This window comes from Epibacterium sp. ABZ3_068 (assembly GCF_056159265.1).
In genome coordinates this window covers 16,084-33,792 of the sequence record NZ_JBSWUV010000001.1, presented here as the reverse complement: position 1 = coordinate 33,792, position 17,709 = coordinate 16,084, and the positions used below count along the sequence as shown (strand labels likewise).

General features: G+C 55.9%; 21 protein-coding genes. 11 read left to right on the top strand and 10 right to left on the bottom strand.

Annotation, left to right across the window (positions count from 1 at the left end; translation table 11 throughout):
• Nucleotides 1-125 precede the first annotated feature (125 nt).
• From ACXAEW_RS00180 to glmM, 4 genes are all read left to right on the top strand, one after another.
• Complete coding sequence (locus ACXAEW_RS00180) at nucleotides 126-770, top strand: cell wall hydrolase (RefSeq protein ID WP_474939375.1); 645 nt, start codon at nucleotides 126-128, stop codon at nucleotides 768-770.
• Between the two features lie 147 nt (nucleotides 771-917).
• Nucleotides 918-1,850, top strand: coding sequence for a dihydroneopterin aldolase (locus ACXAEW_RS00175; RefSeq protein ID WP_474939374.1), 933 nt, complete (start codon nucleotides 918-920; stop codon nucleotides 1,848-1,850).
• Complete coding sequence (gene folP / locus ACXAEW_RS00170) at nucleotides 1,847-2,842, top strand: dihydropteroate synthase (RefSeq protein WP_474939373.1); 996 nt, start codon at nucleotides 1,847-1,849, stop codon at nucleotides 2,840-2,842. The genes ACXAEW_RS00175 and folP overlap by 4 nt, the downstream gene beginning before the upstream one ends.
• A 54-nt stretch (nucleotides 2,843-2,896) precedes the next feature.
• On the top strand, nucleotides 2,897-4,240 hold the full coding sequence (gene glmM, locus ACXAEW_RS00165; RefSeq protein WP_474939372.1) for a phosphoglucosamine mutase: 1,344 nt from the start codon (nucleotides 2,897-2,899) through the stop codon (nucleotides 4,238-4,240).
• A gap of 5 nt (nucleotides 4,241-4,245) precedes the next feature.
• Here the strand turns inward: glmM and ACXAEW_RS00160 are convergent, their stop codons facing one another.
• The gene (locus ACXAEW_RS00160; protein ID WP_474939371.1) at nucleotides 4,246-4,533 is read right to left on the bottom strand and encodes a hypothetical protein; all 288 of its coding nucleotides are present in this window, start codon (nucleotides 4,531-4,533) and stop codon (nucleotides 4,246-4,248) included.
• A 65-nt stretch (nucleotides 4,534-4,598) separates the two neighbouring features.
• Here ACXAEW_RS00160 and ACXAEW_RS00155 point away from each other — a divergent pair, with 65 nt between their 5' ends.
• Nucleotides 4,599-4,919, top strand: a complete 321-nt coding sequence (locus ACXAEW_RS00155; protein WP_474939370.1) for a hypothetical protein — start codon at nucleotides 4,599-4,601, stop codon at nucleotides 4,917-4,919.
• Between the two features lie 20 nt (nucleotides 4,920-4,939).
• Here ACXAEW_RS00155 and ACXAEW_RS00150 read toward each other — a convergent pair whose 3' ends face one another.
• The 3 genes from ACXAEW_RS00150 to ilvC all read right to left on the bottom strand — a co-directional run bounded on the left by ACXAEW_RS00150 (nucleotide 4,940) and on the right by ilvC (nucleotide 7,375).
• Nucleotides 4,940-5,848, bottom strand: coding sequence for a DMT family transporter (locus ACXAEW_RS00150; protein WP_474939369.1), 909 nt, complete (start codon nucleotides 5,846-5,848; stop codon nucleotides 4,940-4,942).
• Complete coding sequence (locus ACXAEW_RS00145) at nucleotides 5,845-6,279, bottom strand: hypothetical protein (RefSeq protein ID WP_474939368.1); 435 nt, start codon at nucleotides 6,277-6,279, stop codon at nucleotides 5,845-5,847. The genes ACXAEW_RS00150 and ACXAEW_RS00145 overlap by 4 nt, the downstream gene beginning before the upstream one ends.
• 73 nt (nucleotides 6,280-6,352) lie before the next feature.
• Nucleotides 6,353-7,375, bottom strand: coding sequence for a ketol-acid reductoisomerase (gene ilvC, locus ACXAEW_RS00140; RefSeq protein ID WP_153214945.1), 1,023 nt, complete (start codon nucleotides 7,373-7,375; stop codon nucleotides 6,353-6,355).
• Between the two features lie 129 nt (nucleotides 7,376-7,504).
• Here ilvC and ACXAEW_RS00135 point away from each other — a divergent pair, with 129 nt between their 5' ends.
• From ACXAEW_RS00135 to ACXAEW_RS00125, 3 genes are all read left to right on the top strand, one after another.
• The gene (locus tag ACXAEW_RS00135) at nucleotides 7,505-7,960 is read left to right on the top strand and encodes an Lrp/AsnC family transcriptional regulator (RefSeq protein WP_474939367.1); all 456 of its coding nucleotides are present in this window, start codon (nucleotides 7,505-7,507) and stop codon (nucleotides 7,958-7,960) included.
• Nucleotides 7,957-8,412, top strand: a complete 456-nt coding sequence (locus ACXAEW_RS00130) for an Lrp/AsnC family transcriptional regulator (protein WP_474939366.1) — start codon at nucleotides 7,957-7,959, stop codon at nucleotides 8,410-8,412. Before ACXAEW_RS00135 ends, ACXAEW_RS00130 begins: the two co-directional genes overlap by 4 nt.
• 97 nt (nucleotides 8,413-8,509) lie before the next feature.
• Nucleotides 8,510-9,346, top strand: a complete 837-nt coding sequence (locus ACXAEW_RS00125; RefSeq protein WP_474939365.1) for a dioxygenase family protein — start codon at nucleotides 8,510-8,512, stop codon at nucleotides 9,344-9,346.
• Between the two features lie 13 nt (nucleotides 9,347-9,359).
• Here ACXAEW_RS00125 and ACXAEW_RS00120 read toward each other — a convergent pair whose 3' ends face one another.
• Both ACXAEW_RS00120 and ACXAEW_RS00115 read right to left on the bottom strand, forming a co-directional pair.
• Complete coding sequence (locus ACXAEW_RS00120; protein WP_474939364.1) at nucleotides 9,360-10,562, bottom strand: UbiH/UbiF family hydroxylase; 1,203 nt, start codon at nucleotides 10,560-10,562, stop codon at nucleotides 9,360-9,362.
• A 93-nt stretch (nucleotides 10,563-10,655) separates the two neighbouring features.
• Nucleotides 10,656-10,904: a hypothetical protein gene (locus tag ACXAEW_RS00115; RefSeq protein ID WP_474939363.1), complete on the bottom strand. Its 249-nt coding sequence runs from the start codon at nucleotides 10,902-10,904 to the stop codon at nucleotides 10,656-10,658.
• Nucleotides 10,905-11,029: 125 nt separating this feature from the next.
• Here ACXAEW_RS00115 and ACXAEW_RS00110 point away from each other — a divergent pair, with 125 nt between their 5' ends.
• Nucleotides 11,030-11,791, top strand: coding sequence for a nuclear transport factor 2 family protein (locus ACXAEW_RS00110; RefSeq protein ID WP_474939362.1), 762 nt, complete (start codon nucleotides 11,030-11,032; stop codon nucleotides 11,789-11,791).
• 4 nt (nucleotides 11,792-11,795) lie between these two features.
• Here ACXAEW_RS00110 and ACXAEW_RS00105 read toward each other — a convergent pair whose 3' ends face one another.
• Nucleotides 11,796-12,440, bottom strand: coding sequence for a pyrimidine 5'-nucleotidase (locus ACXAEW_RS00105; protein ID WP_474939361.1), 645 nt, complete (start codon nucleotides 12,438-12,440; stop codon nucleotides 11,796-11,798).
• A 141-nt stretch (nucleotides 12,441-12,581) separates the two neighbouring features.
• Here ACXAEW_RS00105 and ACXAEW_RS00100 point away from each other — a divergent pair, with 141 nt between their 5' ends.
• Complete coding sequence (locus tag ACXAEW_RS00100) at nucleotides 12,582-13,232, top strand: GntR family transcriptional regulator (protein WP_474939360.1); 651 nt, start codon at nucleotides 12,582-12,584, stop codon at nucleotides 13,230-13,232.
• Here the strand turns inward: ACXAEW_RS00100 and ACXAEW_RS00095 are convergent.
• The gene (locus ACXAEW_RS00095) at nucleotides 13,189-15,138 is read right to left on the bottom strand and encodes a glycosyltransferase (protein WP_474939359.1); all 1,950 of its coding nucleotides are present in this window, start codon (nucleotides 15,136-15,138) and stop codon (nucleotides 13,189-13,191) included. The genes ACXAEW_RS00100 and ACXAEW_RS00095 overlap by 44 nt on opposite strands.
• 112 nt (nucleotides 15,139-15,250) lie before the next feature.
• Complete coding sequence (gene carA, locus ACXAEW_RS00090) at nucleotides 15,251-16,414, bottom strand: glutamine-hydrolyzing carbamoyl-phosphate synthase small subunit (RefSeq protein WP_474939358.1); 1,164 nt, start codon at nucleotides 16,412-16,414, stop codon at nucleotides 15,251-15,253.
• Between the two features lie 219 nt (nucleotides 16,415-16,633).
• On the opposite strand from carA, the gene ACXAEW_RS00085 reads away from it, so the two are divergent.
• Entirely contained in the window at nucleotides 16,634-17,107 is a 474-nt protein-coding gene (locus ACXAEW_RS00085; RefSeq protein ID WP_474939357.1) for a GatB/YqeY domain-containing protein, read from the top strand.
• Nucleotides 17,108-17,179: 72 nt separating this feature from the next.
• Here ACXAEW_RS00085 and ACXAEW_RS00080 read toward each other — a convergent pair whose 3' ends face one another.
• The gene (locus ACXAEW_RS00080; RefSeq protein ID WP_474939356.1) at nucleotides 17,180-17,665 is read right to left on the bottom strand and encodes a DUF2244 domain-containing protein; all 486 of its coding nucleotides are present in this window, start codon (nucleotides 17,663-17,665) and stop codon (nucleotides 17,180-17,182) included.
• Between the last annotated feature and the right edge of the window lie 44 nt (nucleotides 17,666-17,709).

The window sequence follows — 17,709 nt, the reverse complement described above, 5'->3', positions numbered from 1 at the left end:
GCGGATCTGTGCGTAAACTGGGGCGAACCCGTGGGTGGACTGGACCTTTGGGGAACTTTCGGTTACCAGACCCGACTGCGTGCACCTGCTGTTCAATGCACGCCGTGTTTTTGGGGGTGAAAGAGATGAAAAAGTTCAAGTTTGCCGCTGCGGCTGCTGCGGCCTTGTCCCTGTGCGGGACAGCAAAAGCCGAGGCTGATCTGAGCGATTTGTTCCAAAAGGAGCAGACCACCCTGAATTCAGTTCCCGAAGCACGTTATGTGCGCTTCCTGAACTTTAACCGCAAAAATCGGCGTGCCAAGGGCGAAAATGTGGAATTTACCAACAGTTGGTTGGATAGCCGCCCGAAAGCGACCGGTGGTGCCCAATTTCAGTGCCTGGCGCAGGCGCTTTACTTCGAAGCGCGGGGTGAAACCGTCAAAGGGCAGTTTGCTGTTGCCGAGGTTATCATGAACCGTGTGGCGAGTGAGCAATTCCCAGACACGGCGTGTGGCGTTGTCAATCAAGGTACCGGGCGCAAGTTCCAGTGCCAGTTCACCTATACCTGTGATGGGCACAAAGAAGTGATCGCCGAGAAGCGCGCTTATGAGCGTGTCTCTAAGGTGGCTCGCGCTGTTTTGGACGGGGTCCAGACAAAGCTGACCGAAGGGGCCACCTATTACCACACCACTGCAGTGCGCCCGCGCTGGAGCCGCAGCTTTACAGAAACCGCGCTGATCGGTGTTCATAAATTCTATCGCGACGACCGGTATCGCACTGCCTCGAACTGAGGAAGGCTGCAATTCTGGTAAACCGGACACATTTGATGCGTATTTGGTCGCAGTTAGTGCTGTTTCACCGGTTTTCTAAGGGATATACAGAAAGCCCCGGCCGTTAATCTGCCAGGGCTTTTGTGCGATATGCCAAGGACTGCTGTGATGACCTGTGAAACTGAATTTGCTTTTGCGCACCCTGAAGAGCGCTCCAAGGCGACAGCAGACCGCCCTTTGGATCGCCTTTCCCTGCGCAACCATATTGTCGAAGTGGAAATTGGTGCGTTTCAAAGCGAACGCGATGTGACCCAGCGGCTGAGTTTCAATTTGGTCGTGGAAATCGCTCCGATCCCTGCAGACCTGGATGACGATGTGGATCGGATCCTGTCTTATGACCGGTTGACAGAGGCCATTGCCGCCGAGCTGGCTGCCGAGCGATTGAACCTGTTGGAAACCCTATGTGAGCGCATCGCAAGCCGGATTCTGCTGGAGCCGCAGGCGGAACGTGTCTTTGTCCGGGTTGAAAAGCTGGATCGTGGTCCAGGTGCCCTTGGAGTGGAAATTGTGCGCAGCAGGGCATCGGACAATCAGCCATTGATTGCTGATACTGCGTCTGCTCAGCCCCCTGTGGTCGCCTACCTGTCTGACGCGGCGCTTGAAAGCGCGCATCTGGGCGGCTGGCTGGATCGGTTGCAGGAACTTTCTGATCCGGTTGTCCTTTGTGTGCCTCCGTCAGAGGCTGCCGTTCTTGAGGGATTTAGCGGCGTCCCGCGTCGCCGAATGGCGTTGTTGTCCGTGGAACTCTCGGCTTGGAAACTCAAGAACCAAGAGCCGCGGTGCACGGTGATTGCAAGCCGCACCGAACTGGACTGGGCCCTCAAAAATCGGCAGATTGGAGTGTGGGCCCCGGCCAAGATCGTGCTGGATACCCCGGAGGGATCTGACGTGGACGCTGAAAGCGGATTGGCAATGGCGGAGTGGTTTGCACAGCAGTTTGCTGCGCGTGAGCTCTTGGTCTTTGGAGAAGCGGGTGATCTGGACGGCCTGAATGCCCTCATCCCGTCTCGTTTGGTAATGGTGGAGCAACAGGACCTGTGATGTATTATCGACCGCTTGTTCGACATGGTGAAACCCGCCCCGAAGGTGCCATCCCGTTGGCTGGGGGGGGCTTGTGGTTTTCTGAGGTCGAAGTTCTGGAACGAGGGCGTCCCCCGCAGATTGTTCCGGCTGGTTTGGTCCCGGAAGAGGGCCGCAGGCGCATTTCTGCACGACGCTCGTCGATTGCGGGTCTTGATATGGCGGAACCGCAGATCATGGGGATCTTGAACGTCACGCCGGATAGTTTTTCCGACGGTGGGCTGCATGATGAATATGATGCAGCCTGCAGGGCAGCGATGGAAATGGTGCAGCAGGGAGCCAGGATCCTTGATGTGGGGGGCGAGTCCACACGTCCTGGGGCGGAAACCGTCGAAGAGGTCGAGGAAATCGCGCGCACTGCACCGGTGATTGCCGGCATCCGGGAACGCAGTGAGATACCTGTTTCGATTGATACACGCAAAGCATCCGTTGCGCTTGAGGCGCTCGAAGCAGGTGCAAACCTGATCAACGATGTGTCCGGATTTACCTTTGATACGGCTTTGGCTCCTTTGGCAGCCCAATCGGGGGTTCCCGTCTGCGTGATGCATGCGCAGGGGGATCCTGAGACAATGCAGGAAAACCCGGTCTACGATAACGTGTTGTTGGATGTGTATGACTTTTTGGCGGACCAGGTTGACCGGCTTGAAGCTATTGGACTGTTCCGAGACCAGATTGTCGTGGATCCCGGAATCGGTTTTGGAAAAACTCAGGAGCATAATCTGATGCTTTTGAAAAACATCAGCCTGTTTCACACATTGGGCTGTCCGATCCTTTTGGGCGCCTCGCGCAAGCGGTTCATCGGCGACATCGGAAATGCCCCGGAGGCGCGCGACCGCATGCCGGGATCGGTCGCCGTGGCGTTGGCCGCGGCGGCGCAGGGTGTGCAGATCCTGCGCGTACATGACGTTGGGGCAACACAACAGGCGTTGCACCTTTGGCAGGCCATCAGGTAACCTGTCAGCGATAAGGCACCGGCAAAGTACCGGCCATCATCTGCGAGGCGATAGATGCGGAAACTCTTTGGAACAGATGGCGTGCGCGGCACTGCCAATATTCACCCGATGACGGCTGAAATGGCTCTGCGCATCGGAGCAGCTGTTGGGCGTTACTTCCGCCGTGACAGCGGCAGTGGTCACCGGGTGGTCATCGGCAAGGATACGCGCCTATCGGGGTATATGTTTGAAAACGCGCTGACGGCCGGGCTGACTTCGACCGGGATGAATGTGCTGTTGCTTGGGCCCGTTCCGACACCTGCCGTGGGCTTGATGACGCGGTCTATGCGCGCTGACCTTGGCGTGATGATCTCTGCAAGCCACAACCCTGCGGATGACAACGGGATCAAATTTTTTGGTCCGGACGGCTATAAGCTCTCTGATGCGGCCGAGATGGAGATCGAAACGCTGATCGAGGAAGGCGTCGAGTGCGCCCAGTCTCAGAACATCGGGCGGGCAAAACGCGTGGATGACGCGCGCTTCCGCTATGGGGAAAGGGTCAAAAGCTCTTTGTCCCGTGATCTTCGTCTGGACGGTCTGAAAGTGGTCATAGATTGCGCCAATGGCGCCGCGCACCGCGCCGCTCCGGAAATCCTGTGGGAGCTGGGTGCCGAAGTGATCCCTGTTGGGGTGGCACCGGATGGACGCAACATCAACAAGGGCTGTGGTTCAACACAGCCCGGTGTCGCGGCTGAAACAGTGGTTGCCCATGGGGCACATGTTGGGATTTGCCTGGACGGGGATGCGGACCGCGTCATTGTGATCGACGAAACAGGCGCAGTTGCCGATGGGGACCAGCTGATGGCGCTTTTGGCGCGGCAGTGGCACCGGGACGGACGGCTGAACGGCAACGCTCTTGTTGCGACGGTCATGTCCAACCTTGGCCTGGAACGTGCGCTGAATGCGGATGGGATCCGTTTGGAACGCACTGCGGTTGGGGACCGTTATGTTGTTGAGCGGATGCGTGAACAGGGTTTTAACCTTGGGGGTGAACAGTCTGGTCATATTGTCATGACAGATTTTGCCACCACGGGTGATGGCTTGATGGCGGGCTTACATTTTCTGGCTGAAATGGTTCGGAGTGGCAAAAGGGCCTCAGAGCTTGCCAGTCAATTCACGCCTGTGCCGCAGCTCTTAAAGAATGTGCGCTACACGGCAGGGCAAATGCCGCTGGACAGCGACCGCGTTCAGGACGCCATTGCCTCGGCGGAAAATGTGTTGGAAGGTCTGGGGCGTCTTTTGATCCGCAAGTCCGGCACAGAGCCCTTGATCCGGGTGATGGCCGAATGCGAGGACGAGGCGGTATTGAAACAGGCCGTCGACAGTGTTGTCACGGCAGTTGAAATGGCAACAGCATAATCCCCTTATAATTCCTGATTGGTGCGACGTGCCATGTTTGGTTTGGCGCGCCAATCATCGATTCCAATTTCTGACGCCGCGTCGTTGGGGCGAGGTAAAGAAGGGCGCCGGTCCAACTCTTCCTCTGAAAGATAGTGTCTGCCATTCGTGGCAGTATTATTTATCTGAGGCATATGTTGCGAAACTCTTTCAGCACCGATGTCAATGCCTGCGGCTGTTCGTAAATTAATCGAAAATATCTGAAATTTTTTATTTCGCTTTGGCCGGGTGTAGTATTCCTCTAATTTACGCATTTAAATGCATGGAGAAGAATTGACCAATCCGTGTCAAAAGAATGAAACATTGAGCAGGTTTCACCGTGAGCCCAACAGACGTGATCAAAGACGTTCCAAAGCAGGCATGCAGCACGAGCGAAATGGCTGCGTTGCCTTCACAAACCAGCCCTCAGCGTGAGGTAGATACCAAGACCGGTCCTATTGAAGGGGTTGGGTTTGCGATCATCCTGTTGAGCTTTGCTTTTTCAATCCTATCGTTTCTTGTGTCGTTCTTCGCGCTTGGTTGGAGTTTTTGGATATCACTGGCGTTGTATGTTTCCACCGGTTGGGTCGCATCTTTCTACGTATTAGGTTGTGTTCTAATGCTACGCAGTATGCGCAAATGGAAAGCCAAACCGTGCTAACGGCGTCTTCCTAATGAACATCACCGGCGCAAAAGAGCTGCAAGGGATCTGTATTGGCTGATGCCCACGCCGCTAATAATAAAGGCGAGCGCCAAAAACAGGGATGCGGTCAGGGGTTCATGCAAGATCAAAGCGCCCAAAGCAACTGACCAAAGCGGCACCTGGTAATTGGTGAGGCTCATAAATACTGGCCCGGCACCTCTGACAACGATCACACGCAGCAGATTTGCAGCGGCAGTGGGGATCAGCCCCAACAAGCCAATCCACCACAGGGTTTCTGGGGCCACGACAGGGGGCGGGCCTTCCGCCACCCAAGCGAGGGGAAAGATGGCAAGCGCTCCGATGAGCATCAAAACAGTTGCAAGCCCCACGGAATCCACCGGAGGCAACCGGCGCGTTAAGATGGAAGAGCAGGCATAACAACCTGCTGTGGACAGGCAGGCGAGGCGCCCCAGCCATTCGAGCTCCGCCCCGCTGCTGTCAAAGGCTGTTCCGCCGACGAGGATGAGAATTCCCAGAAACCCAAGTGAGGTGCCTATAACCCGCCGCGGCCCCATTTGTTCTCCTGGAACAAAAATATGCGCGAGGGGCAAAATCATCAGGGGGATTGCCCCCATGCTGACGCCGGCAAAGCCTGAGGTGACATATTGCAGTCCCCAGCTTAGCAAGGCAAACGGAATTGCGGTGCTGAGAAGTGAAATCAGAATGACCGCAAGCCAGTTGCTGCGATCCTCAAACAGACGAAACCCCCGAATTCCCCAAATTGCTGTCAACAAAACCGAGGCAAAGCCAATCCGCCCAGCTGCCAGCCAGAACGGCGTAATGCCGCGAAGGGCCAGCTCAGCCACCAGAAACGTACCGCCCCAGACAAAACCAAGGGTTGCAACCATGATCCAGTAGCGGGGGGCGATGGTGGTTGAGGACGTCATTTAGATCGGCTGCTTTCTTTAATGGCATCTCTCCAAATCCGCTGGGCAGATCGCGCCACATCAGGGTGTGTCATTCGTCTAATTTTTTGGGATCGGGCAGAATTAACTTCTTTTCGGTGCGGGTTTTGCAAATACCAGGACCTTTTGAAGCGCTCTGAAGCCTCATGGGTTCTGCCGAGTTCCGCCAATGTGATGGCGCTGGCTAGCAAAGCTTCAGCCAACTGGTGCTCGGTCAAAATGGGATGGCTAAAACGTTCGGCCAGTTTGCAGAAACGAAGCCGTTTCTCTGCGGGAACAGAAAGCTTACCGCATTCTACATTAACTCCTGTAGCAAACCCAAAATAGCACCAGATGGCGACGAAGAGACAGATATAGGCTGTCGTCAGGCGGGAACGTATTTTGCGTCGCTTTGTATCTAAATGGATTTCCATCTTGCAAATGTCCCTAAAAGAAACAGGGCCGACACTGCCGACCCTGCTTCGAAAATGCAATCAGAGAAAGAGCTTAGTTCTTTTCTTTGTCGACCATTTTGCCGGCAGAGATCCACGGCATCATGGCGCGCAGTTTGGCACCGGTTTCTTCGATCGCGTGCTCGTCGTTGGCACGACGCGACGCTTTCAGGAACGGCTGACCCACTTGGTTTTCCAGCATGAAGTCGCGGACAAATTTGCCCTGCTGGATGTCTTCCAGAACTTCTTTCATCGCTTTTTTGGTCTGCTCGTAGGGCAGGATGCGCGGGCCGGTGACGTACTGGCCGTACTCAGCGGTGTTGGAGATGGAGTAATCCATGTTCGCGATGCCACCTTCGTAGATCAGGTCCACGATCAGCTTCACTTCGTGCAGACATTCGAAATAGGCCATCTCAGGTGCGTAGCCAGCTTCGACCAGAGTTTCGAAACCGCAACGGATCAGCTCAACCAGGCCACCGCACAGAACGGCTTGTTCACCGAACAGGTCGGTTTCGCACTCTTCGCGGAAGTTGGTTTCGATGATGCCGGAACGGCCGCCACCGATGGCCGAGCAGTAGGACAGGCCGATTTCCAGCGCTTTGCCGGTTGCGTCGGTGTCAACAGCCACGAGGCAAGGCACGCCGCCGCCTTTGGTGTATTCGCCGCGTACGGTGTGACCTGGGCCTTTGGGCGCCATCATGATGACGTCAACGCCTTCTTTGGGCTCGATCAGGCCAAAGTGCACGTTCAGGCCGTGGGCGAACGCGATTGCGGAACCCGGCTTGATGTTGTCGTGGACGTATTTCTTGTAGGTTTCGGCCTGCAGTTCGTCGGGCATGGTGAACATGATCACGTCACACCAGGCTGCGGCTTCGGCGATACCCATAACTTGCAGGCCTTCACCTTCGGCTTTCTTCGCAGAAGGCGAACCTTCGCGCAGAGCAACAACAAGGTTTTTCGCCCCGGAGTCACGCAGGTTCAGCGCGTGCGCGTGGCCTTGCGAGCCATAGCCCAGAATGGCAACTTTTTTGTCTTTGATCAGGTTCACATCGCAATCGCGATCGTAATAAACGCGCATGTCACGTCTCCTCACGTTGAATTTGAGGCGATCATAGGCATTCTGTGCGCGAGGGCGAGGGGGGTTTGTACGAAATATCTGCTCATTTCGCACTTATCATTCGTCAATGTTTGATATAGTGATTCAATCATGCTTGATGATCTGGATCGACGCATTCTTCGCCGTATGCAGGCGGAACCGGACCAATCCCTGCCGGATCTTGCCGATCAGTTGGGGCTTACACCGTCGCGCCTGTCGCGCCGGGTTGAGAAGCTGCGCGACAGCGGCGTGATCCAAGGTGTCCGCATGGAAATCGATTGGCGCGCGCTGGGGTATGAGGTTGAAGTCTCTTTGCGGGTGACGTTGGACAAGACCCATTCGCAGGCCTTTGATGAATTTATCGCTGCTGCGCGTTTGATCCCGGAGGTTCTGGAGATCCAAACCTTTTTGGGACAGGTCGATGTGCGCCTGACGGTGATTGCGCGGGACATGGGGCACTATCAGGGCATTTACCGCAGCCAGATTCTGGTCCTGCCCCATATCGCCGATATTGAGGCCCTGATGCATGTGGCGCGGATCAAGGTCGAAGAGAGCCTGCCGATATGAACCGGCTGGATGAGATCGACCTGGCGCTTTTGCGCGCGCTGTCAAAGGATGCAACCCAATCCGCCGGGGCTTTGGGGCGCGAGTTTGGTCTGAGCCAGCCTGCCACATGGCGGCGGATCAAACGGTTGCAGGATCAGGGTGTTCTGGTCGGTCGGCGATTGGATCTGAATAAGGAAAAACTGGGTTTTGGTGTTACGGTCTTTCTGGGTGTGAAACTGGCCACCAAAGGGCGCGTTTCGCTGGAAGATTTTGAGCGTGCGGTAACTGCGATTCCAGAGGTGCAGCGGGTCGAACATGTTCTGGGGCTTTATGACTATCGCCTGCGGGTGACCGCGCGCGATATTGCGGATTTTGAAAGGGTGCTGAGACGGCGGATCATGACCTTGCCCGGCGTTGGGAATGTCGAGGCAAATGTGATGCTGTCCGAAGAGCGCAGGCCCGGCCCGTTGTAAGTTGGCCTGCTTTTTATCTGAAAAGATGCGACGGAAAAACTGCGCGCCTGCGTTATAAAAGGAACCATCAAAATAGGATCCGTCAGGAGCAACAGATATGAGCTACAAGACAGAACACGAAGACGAGCATGATTTGGGACTTGCCTATGATCTGCCACGGCTGATCGGGCGGCGCGGGGTTCTGGCTGGGCTTGGGGTGATGGCAGCGGGACCTGGGCTGGCTGCGGATTGTGTCGCATTGCCCTGGGAAACTGCGGGACCTTATCCCGGTGATGGGAGTAACCGGAAATCTGGCCAAGTGGTCAATGTGTTGACCGAAAGCGGCGTGATCCGCCGGGACATTCGCTCCAGTTTCGCAGGGTATGAGGGGAGCGCGGACGGCGTTCAGATGGATCTGGAGATGACCCTGCTCGACGCTGATGGGTGCACAGCTTTGGCAGGGGCTGCGATCTATATCTGGCATTGTGATGCGATCGGGCAGTACTCGCTTTATGATGATACAGAGGTGAATTTCCTGCGCGGCGTGGGTGTTGCAGATAAGGCGGGTAAAGTGCATTTCACAACCATCGTACCGGGATGTTACCCGTCGCGTTGGCCGCATATTCATTTCGAAGTTTTTGAGACACCAGAAGCAGCCGTATCGGGAGAGGCGTCGATACTGACCGCGCAGATTGCATTGCCCGAAGCGGAATGCGCTGCCACTTATCGGGACCGCTCTGACATCTACACAAACGGAACCGCCAACCTTGGTCGTAACACTCTTGAGCGCGACGGGGTCTTTCGCGACAACAGCACGGCAGAAATTGCGCAGCAGACGGCTGTGATGTCGGGTGATCCAAGCGCCGGGTATTCGGCCAGCGTCACCGTTCCACTGGATCGGGCGGCCCAACATGCGGGTTCGGGCTTTTTTGAAAGGCTCTTTGGTCGACCCTAAGCAGGAGAGGGGGTCAGCGGACCCCCAATCCCATCTGCATCAGCGTCTTGCGGACCGGTGGCAGGGAATAAAGCGCGCTGAGACCCGCAGCGCGCAGATCCCGCAACGGGCGCGGTGCCAGCATTGAGGTGCGGTTCAGCAGATCGATGCCGCGCACCCTGATCATGATCTCCCGATGCCGTGCTTTGTGATAGGCGTCCAGCATGGCTCGATCGCCCAGATCATCTGGGCGCTCTTGGATCAGGTCGCGCAAGGCAATCAGATCGCCCAAGGACATATTCAAACCCTGTGCTCCGATAGGGGGAACCACATGCGCGGCTTCGGCCATCAACGCGACGCGTTCGGCGTTCAGCCGAGCCGCAGATTGGCTGATGATCGGCCAGATGGTGCGGTTGGATGCCAGTTTCAACGGACCATAAATGCCGCCGCTGCGTTCGGTCATCTCGGCTTCAAAACGCTCGGCAGGCATATTGAACAGCTCCTGCGCACGTGGGCCGCGTTCCATCCAGACCAGCGCAGACGAGGGCTTGCCTTCATGATCCGGCAGCGGCACCAAAGTGAAAGGCCCCCCTGAGCGGTGAACCTCGGTCGAGATATTGTCGTGGGGCCTCTCATGCGAAACGGCCAATGCCAGCGCTTTTTGGCCATAGCGGGTGGTGGACACCGGAATTCCTGCGGCCTCGCGCACCGGGGAGTTGCGACCGTCACACGCCAGCACCAGCCTTGCGGTGATGCGTGTTCCATCGGTCAGTGTCACGCGGGCGCTTTGTGAACGGGTAAAGAGGCCATTCGTGGCAACGCCAAGACCCATGCGCAGATCGACATTTGGCAGGTCTTGCAACCGTGCCATCATTTCGCGCCGCAAAAGCCAGTTGGGAAGGTTCCAGCCAAAAGGCTGGTCAGAAATGTCCGCAGAGTTGAAGTCTCGTACCACGCGCGGAGTAGGGGTTGCCCCACCAGCATCGACAATGCGCATGATCTGCAAAGGGGCGGCATGTACGTCGAGCCGCTCCCATAAGCCACACTCTGACAACAGCTTTTGCGCGGGCTGCAAGAACGCGGTGGTGCGCATGTCCGCGCCTTGGGTGTCGCGTTCAACAATGGGCGGGGTTGGGTCGACGCAAATCACGTTCACCCCCAGACTGCCAAAGGTGGCCGCCGCCGTAAGACCCGCGATGCCACCGCCGGAAATGAAGATATCGCAGCTCTCTGCCATAATGCCGCCCTCCAGTGCTTTGCCTTCACATAGGGTTTTGCACCGGGGAAGTACAGGCGACACTCTTTCCCTGTGATCAATCGTCCCGGGGCGTTATCCGCGCGAGATCAAGATTAAAAGCGTCCACATCACCGGAACCAGCGCCAGCGCAGGCAGGTAAAGGCCAGGCAGACCAAACAGTAGTACAAGGCAACCCCAAGCACTGAGAAACGCTCCAATCGCGTAATACACATTATTTTCGTCGCCATAGGAGATTTCCTTCGCAATCCGGCCAAGGAAAGGCACTTTGAACATCATACGTTCGGTCAGGCTCAGGGTCGCGGGGAGTGCGTAGGCAGCCATTATATAACTCCGGTTTGGGGATTTTTTGTTGATATAGGCCCGGGTGAGATGCAGGCCAAATGCGCCTTTTGCCGCAGACATCAGGGCGATCACGGGCTAGTGTGAAGCGAAACAGGGAGCTCCATATGACCGTCAACCGTATCAATCAGATCCGCGATCTGCTGAAGAGCATTGAAACGGGCGAACCGGGGCCAATTGCTGTGGTGAATGAGGCCAAGTACATCCAGCATAATCCACAGACCCATGAGGGCAGCGAAGGGCTGGCGACGCTTTTTGCGCGTCTCGCCAAAACGCAACCGCGCGTGAATATGGTCCGTGGTTTCGAGGACGGTGAATACGTCTTTGCCCACATGGAATATGACTTTTCCAGCCGCAAGATCTGTTTCGAGGTCTTTCGGTTTGAGGACGGGCAAGCTGTGGAACATTGGGACAATTTACAGGAACGTCTGGGTCCGAATGCGTCTGGGCACAGCATGGTTGACGGGGCAACGGCCGTACAGGATCTGGAGCTTACCGAAGCCCATCGCGACCGTGCACGGGCATTTGTCACGGATGTTCTGATCCGCCGGGACTTTGATGTCTTGTCGGAGTTTGTGGACGGGGATTATGTCGAACATAACCCGCATCTGTCGGATGGTCTCTCAAGCCTGCGGGCCGCGTTAACGGCGGAACACGCCGGTGAACCTAAGATTTTCTACCGGACCCTGCACCGTGTCCTGGCGCAGGGAAACTTTGTTCTGACCGTGTGTGAAGGGCAAAGAACTGGTGCCCATACGGCGTTTTATGATCTGTTCAGATATGACGGAGGCAAGATCGTAGAGCATTGGGATACCACTGAAACGGTTGCACCGCAGTCGGAGTGGAAAAATACAAACGGCAAGTTCTGAACGGTCACAGCAGCCGTTCCAGAAACCCGGTCAAATCATCAGTGTGATGGTGGATGTGATCCGAAGGCATAGGTTCTGGCGCGACATGCACAGTACGCATCCCCATCGCATGAGGCGCGGCCAGATTGCGGGGGTCATCTTCGAACATCGCAGCGCTTTGTGCGTCGACTCCGGCTTTGGTAAACACCATGTCAAAGGCTGCGCGCTCCGGTTTGGGGCGATAATCTGCATGTTCGATCCCAAAGATCCCGTCAAACAGACCGGATAGTCCACGCGCGGCCAGCACCCGCTCTGCATAAGGAGCAGAACCATTGGTGTAGACAAGTTTGCGCCCGGGCAGGTTTGCGATGTTTTGTGTCAGCGCTTGGTCTTCTTCCAAATGATCCAACGAGATATCGTGAACCGCATCCAAATAGGGTTCGGGGTCAATCTGATGATGGGCCATTAATCCCGCAAGTGTGGTGCCGTGTTCGCGCCAATAATGACTGCGCAGGTGATCGGCTTCGGCCTTCTCCACTCCCAATGCATTCATCACGTAATCGGTCATCTTGACTTCAATCTGGTCAAAGAGCCGCGCCGCAGGCGGATACAGCGTATTATCCAGGTCAAAGACCCAGTGGCGCACATGGGAAAAACTGTGTTTAATCATGTCTTCCTGGTTACGCGTTGCCTGTTGTTCTGGCAATGGGACCGGGGCATGGCTGCGGGAAAAGGGCGCAGTTCTTGGCAAAGGGTTGCACCAAAAGACGTGCGGTGTAGACATAATATTCACGCCATAACGGGAAAGACGATGTACCAGAACCGCAGTAACCAAAAAGATGCCTATGCTCTGATCCTCGAAGCGATTGACGTCGGGGTCTATAAACCTGGCGACAGGCTGGTGGAAAGCGATCTGGCAGAGCAGTTTGGTGTATCGCGCACTCCCATTCGCGAAGCGCTGCAACGTCTGGAAACACAGTCCCTGCTAGAACGTGACGGGCGCTCGCTGATTGTTGCTTCGCTGGATCACAACCAGATGGCAGAGCTTTATGCTGTGCGCAGTGAGTTGGAAGGTCTTGCCGCCCGCCTTGCGGCGAAACACGCAACCTCCGAAGAAGTAAAAGTCCTGAAAGAAATGGTGGAGGCCGATGATGCGCTGGTGGACAGCCCCATCGAATTGGCCCGTGCCAACCGTCGCTTTCACGAGCAGATTCATCTGGCATCCCACAACCGCTATTTGGTGCAGCAACTGGATTTGGTGCACCGAACAATGGCCTTGATGGTGACCACATCCTTGTCCGCGCAGGGGCGTGGACGCATTGCCCAGTCAGAGCACAAGAAAATCGTCGAAGCCATCGAGCGCCGCGATGAAGACGCCGCTTATCATGCGTTAAAGGAACATATATCTGTCGCTTTTGTTACGCGTTTGAAGCAGGACGCGAGTCAGCGCGAGCAGAGGTAATCGAAGTCAGCGTGACCTTTGGCTTTGGACAGGGGGGCAGGTCGCTGTGCAGCCCATGCTCCGTTTTGTCCCAATAAAAGGGTTTCAGAATGAGTTCATAAAGCGCTTTGTAAGCGGCAAACGTACCGAGCGGATAGTAAAATAGCAGCGTTGGTGCATAAAGCGCCAACCGTTTTCGACCACAGGCCACAGCAGCAGCCACCCCGAGCAAAATAGAGAGCGCTTCGCAGCCGAGCATGAAGGCAAGCAGGGTGTGCACAGCCTGCGTCGTCAGGGATTGGCTGATTGGATGACCGATCCCTAGCCACCAAACCCAATAGGTCCACAAGACCGGCGCAAACAGGAACTGTCCGACGGTTCCGACAAAGAACGCCTGAAATCCGAGGGTTTTGCGCCACCCAAGATCCTGCAGCAAAACGCCGGGCCTGCGCATGTGAACCATATAGGTTACCATAAAGCCTTTAAGCCAGCGGGAGCGCTGTTTTATCCAGGGCCAGGGGCGACAGTTTGCTTCTTCATATGTGGTCGAAGGCAGCATCTTCGTTTGATAACCTGCACGATAAAGACGTACCCCCAAATCTGCGTCTTCGGTCACGTTATGTGCATCCCAACCGCCGATTTCCAATAACACATTTCGGCGTATGAACATGGTGGTGCCGCCCAGAGGCAGAACAAGTCCGAGCTTGGAAAGGGCAGGCAGCACGATCCGAAACCATCCTGAATATTCAAGTGTGAAACACCGGGACAGCCAATTGGCCGTGGGGTTGTAGTAATCCAAAACGCCCTGAAAGCAGGCGACCTCAGGCCCAGACTGTGCGAAGCTGCGCGCGACCTGTTCCAGCTGGTCGCCGTCGGGGGCGTCTTCTGCGTCCCAAACCCCCACCAGATCTCCCCTGCAGAAATCCAGTGCATAATTCATGGCCCGGGGTTTTGTCTGTAAGCCGCCGTTCTGCGGAACTTGGATGACTTTGATCCAATGCGGCAGATTTACACGTTCCACAGCGGCTCGGGTGACGTCATCGCTCTCTTCCAGAACCAGAAATACTTCGAGGAGAGTGCGGGGGTAGGACAGCCTCCCCAACCGCCGCAACAGATCACGGCTGATCTCGGCCTCTTTGAAGAGCGGCACAAGGACGGATATACTGGGGAGGCGCTGTAGCCCCTGCTTCCTGGCCAGGCTGGGTTCGGTCGTTTTGCGCGGTTGAAATAGGTGATAGGAAAGCCCCACAAGTTTCAATGACATAAACAGACCAAGGCAGAACAGCGAGAGGAGAGTCATCGCAATTGTGACAGCTTGCGGTGCAAGAGCGAACCCGATCCCTGGTAGAGCCACCAGGCTGCACAAAACCATCAGCAGATTGCGGCTCATCAGGCTGCGGCAGCTCATCTGGTTTGGCGTTCTGGAGGAGGCCGCGTGTGCAAGATCTTGTTGAAAATGGTCTGCAATCGAGCTGCGAATTTCCTCTTCGTCTGCCAGAACGAATCTGAGCTGTGGAAAACTATCGCGAAGCGTGTGTTCGAGCTTGTTTCGTTCCTCGGGATGCGCAACCGCAAGGATCACGGTTTCTCCCAATTGCATCCAGGGAATGGCCGTGTGATAGAGCCAGAAGGAAGGCGGTTTCCGTGCAAGCAGGCGGCGGCTCATCTGGCGGCCTTTTAAGCTGACGGTCGGCAGTCCGTGCTGCCTGGCCAAGGCTCTTAACACCTTGGAACGACTGGCCCATCCTTCGGAAACAAGGATTTGACCCAGGCGTGCACGCTGGTGTTGTTGGAGCACCAGAGCGCGCATCAATTGGTCTTGGCTTACCGCATTCTGACGTACCAGGATCTTCCCCAAAAGGGGAGGCCCATCGCGACTGCGAGGGGTGGCAAGCGGCGTCACATTGGAAGACCAAACCTTACCCATATCGGTATTACCCTTGTGGATTAATACCGTATAAGTAGAGCGCGAAGGGTGGTTAATATTGTGTTAATCCGGACGAGGGTTTCACCTGATTGACGGTGAAACCCCTTTTTATTTACGATGCTTTGCGCTGTGCCATTGCGTCTGCAAAACGCTCGAACAGGTAGTAGCTGTCCTGGGGGCCCGGGCTGGCTTCCGGGTGTTGCTGAACCGAGAACACCGGACGATTGACGATCCGAATACCGCAGTTTGACCCGTCAAAGAGCGATACATGCGTCTCTTCCACCCCGTCTGGCAGAGATTGCGCATCCACAGCAAAGCCATGGTTCATAGATGTGATTTCCACCTTGCCAGTCTCGTTTTCCTTGACCGGGTGATTTGCACCGTGGTGGCCGTGGTTCATCTTGATCGTCTTGGCACCCAAAGCAAGCGCCAGCATCTGGTGGCCAAGGCAGATACCAAACATTGGCAGATCAGTGGTCTCCAATATGGTTTGGATCATCGGAACGGCATATTCGCCAGTTGCCGCAGGATCACCGGGGCCGTTGGAGAGGAAAACCCCATCTGGATTATGCGCCAGAACCTCTTCGGCGTTAGCAGATGCTGGCAGAACCGTCACGTCACAGCCTGCAGATGCGAGGCAGCGCAGGATGTTGCGCTTTGCGCCGTAATCAATTGCGACAACTTTGTGAGCCGGGGCATTTTGGTGTGTGTAACCTTCGGGCCAAGCCCACCGCATTTCGTCCCATTTGTAGGACTGGGCACAGGTGACTTCCTTTGCCAGGTCCATGCCTTCGAGGCCGGACCACGCACGGGCTTTGGCGACCATCGCCTCAACGTCAAAAACACCGTCGGGATTGTGAGCAAGTGCTACGTGTGGCGCACCCTGTTGACGGATTGCGCGGGTCAGGCGGCGCGTGTCAATGCCACCGATTGCGATGCGGCCGGTTCTGGTCAGCCAGGCTTTCAACTCTTCGGTGGCCCGCCAGTTTGAGGACAGCGTCGGATCCCATTTCACAACCATGCCTGCAGCAACCGGATCTCCGGTTTCGTCATCTTCCGGGTTCACACCAACGTTGCCGATGTGCGGGAAGGTAAAGGTCACGATTTGGCCTGCATAAGACGGGTCCGTCATGATTTCCTGGTAGCCGGTGAGTGCGGTGTTGAAACACAACTCGGCGACGGTCTCCCCTGTGGCGCCGAAACCGGTGCCATAAAAGACGGTGCCATCGGCAAGCGCCAGGCAGGCGGTGGGCTTGGACGGGGCAGTAACGGCCATAACGTGACTCTCCATGCGGGTAAAATTCACAGGCTTTTAGGGTGCGGGGCAGGGCCGGTCAAGCTATGGTCTTTGGCAAGTGAGCGAAAACCAGTCGTAAATTCACATCAGCCTGTGGCTTTGGTTAACCATTCGGGGCTCCCTGAGAGCTAAACTTGTCATAAGGATGGAAACTGGGTAATGCTCTGCTTTCTAAATCCAGTGTTATGGAAGAAAGATATGGACACGCGAAAACGGGTAAACGACGCTTTGAAGCAGGCGATGAAAGACAAAGCGCCTGAGCGTCTTGCTACCCTGCGACTGATCAATGCAGCCATCAAGGACCGTGAAATCGCCCTGCGCGGAGACGGCGATGAAGGTGAGATCCATGACGAGGAAATCCTTGCAATCCTTGGGAAAATGACAAAGCAGCGCACCGAAAGCGCGCGGGCTTATGAAGAAGGTGGCCGTCTCGATCTGGCTGAGCGCGAGTTGTCGGAAATTGTGATCATTCAAGAGTTCCTGCCAAAGCAACTGGATGAGGCTGAGATCTCAGACGCAATTCAGAAGGCGGTTGTCGAAACTGGCGCTGCATCGATTCGCGATATGGGCAAAGTCATGGGGGCCTTGAAAGCCAAATTCACCGGCCAGATGGATTTTGGAAAGGTCGGTCCCCTAGTCAAAGATCAGCTTTGCGCAGCAGGCGATTGCTGACGTTTTTCATACCACTGCAAATAAAAAACCCGCCGGACCGGCGGGTTTTTTTGTTGATTGCCGCGAAGGTCTTCAGCCCGATCTGAAAAGGGGCAGAAGTTCTGCGTAGAGCGCTTCGCGTTCTTCCTCTGCCAGAAATGCGCCGATTTCCACCTCTCGTCCGCTGCCCTGAAGCGTAACGTAATTGGGCACTGGGCCACCTTCCTTGTGCAGCCGTACCTGAACCCAATACCGATTAGCCTGCCAGTCCTGCATCTTTTTTGCCGGACCAAATCGGCGCAATTGAACATCGGTGTCATTCAGGGTCAGAATTTCCAGGATTTGTGCATGTTTGCGATTGAGATCCAGCGCCCATTTCAGGCCAAAAAGCGCAACCAGCAGGAACGGCAGAATTCCCCACAGGACATTTGATCCAAGCACCGGGATCAGAGGCACCAGCAGCAACGCGGCCGCCACGCCAATGACACCAACGTATCCTTCGGCTGTCAGGGATTGATGCGGCCATAGCTGCAGTTCGACGGGCGTGTCATCCGGGGAGGGTATCCATTCATAAGGCATGGGCAAACCACATCGAGAAACAAAAAAGAGCCCCCGCGTGATGC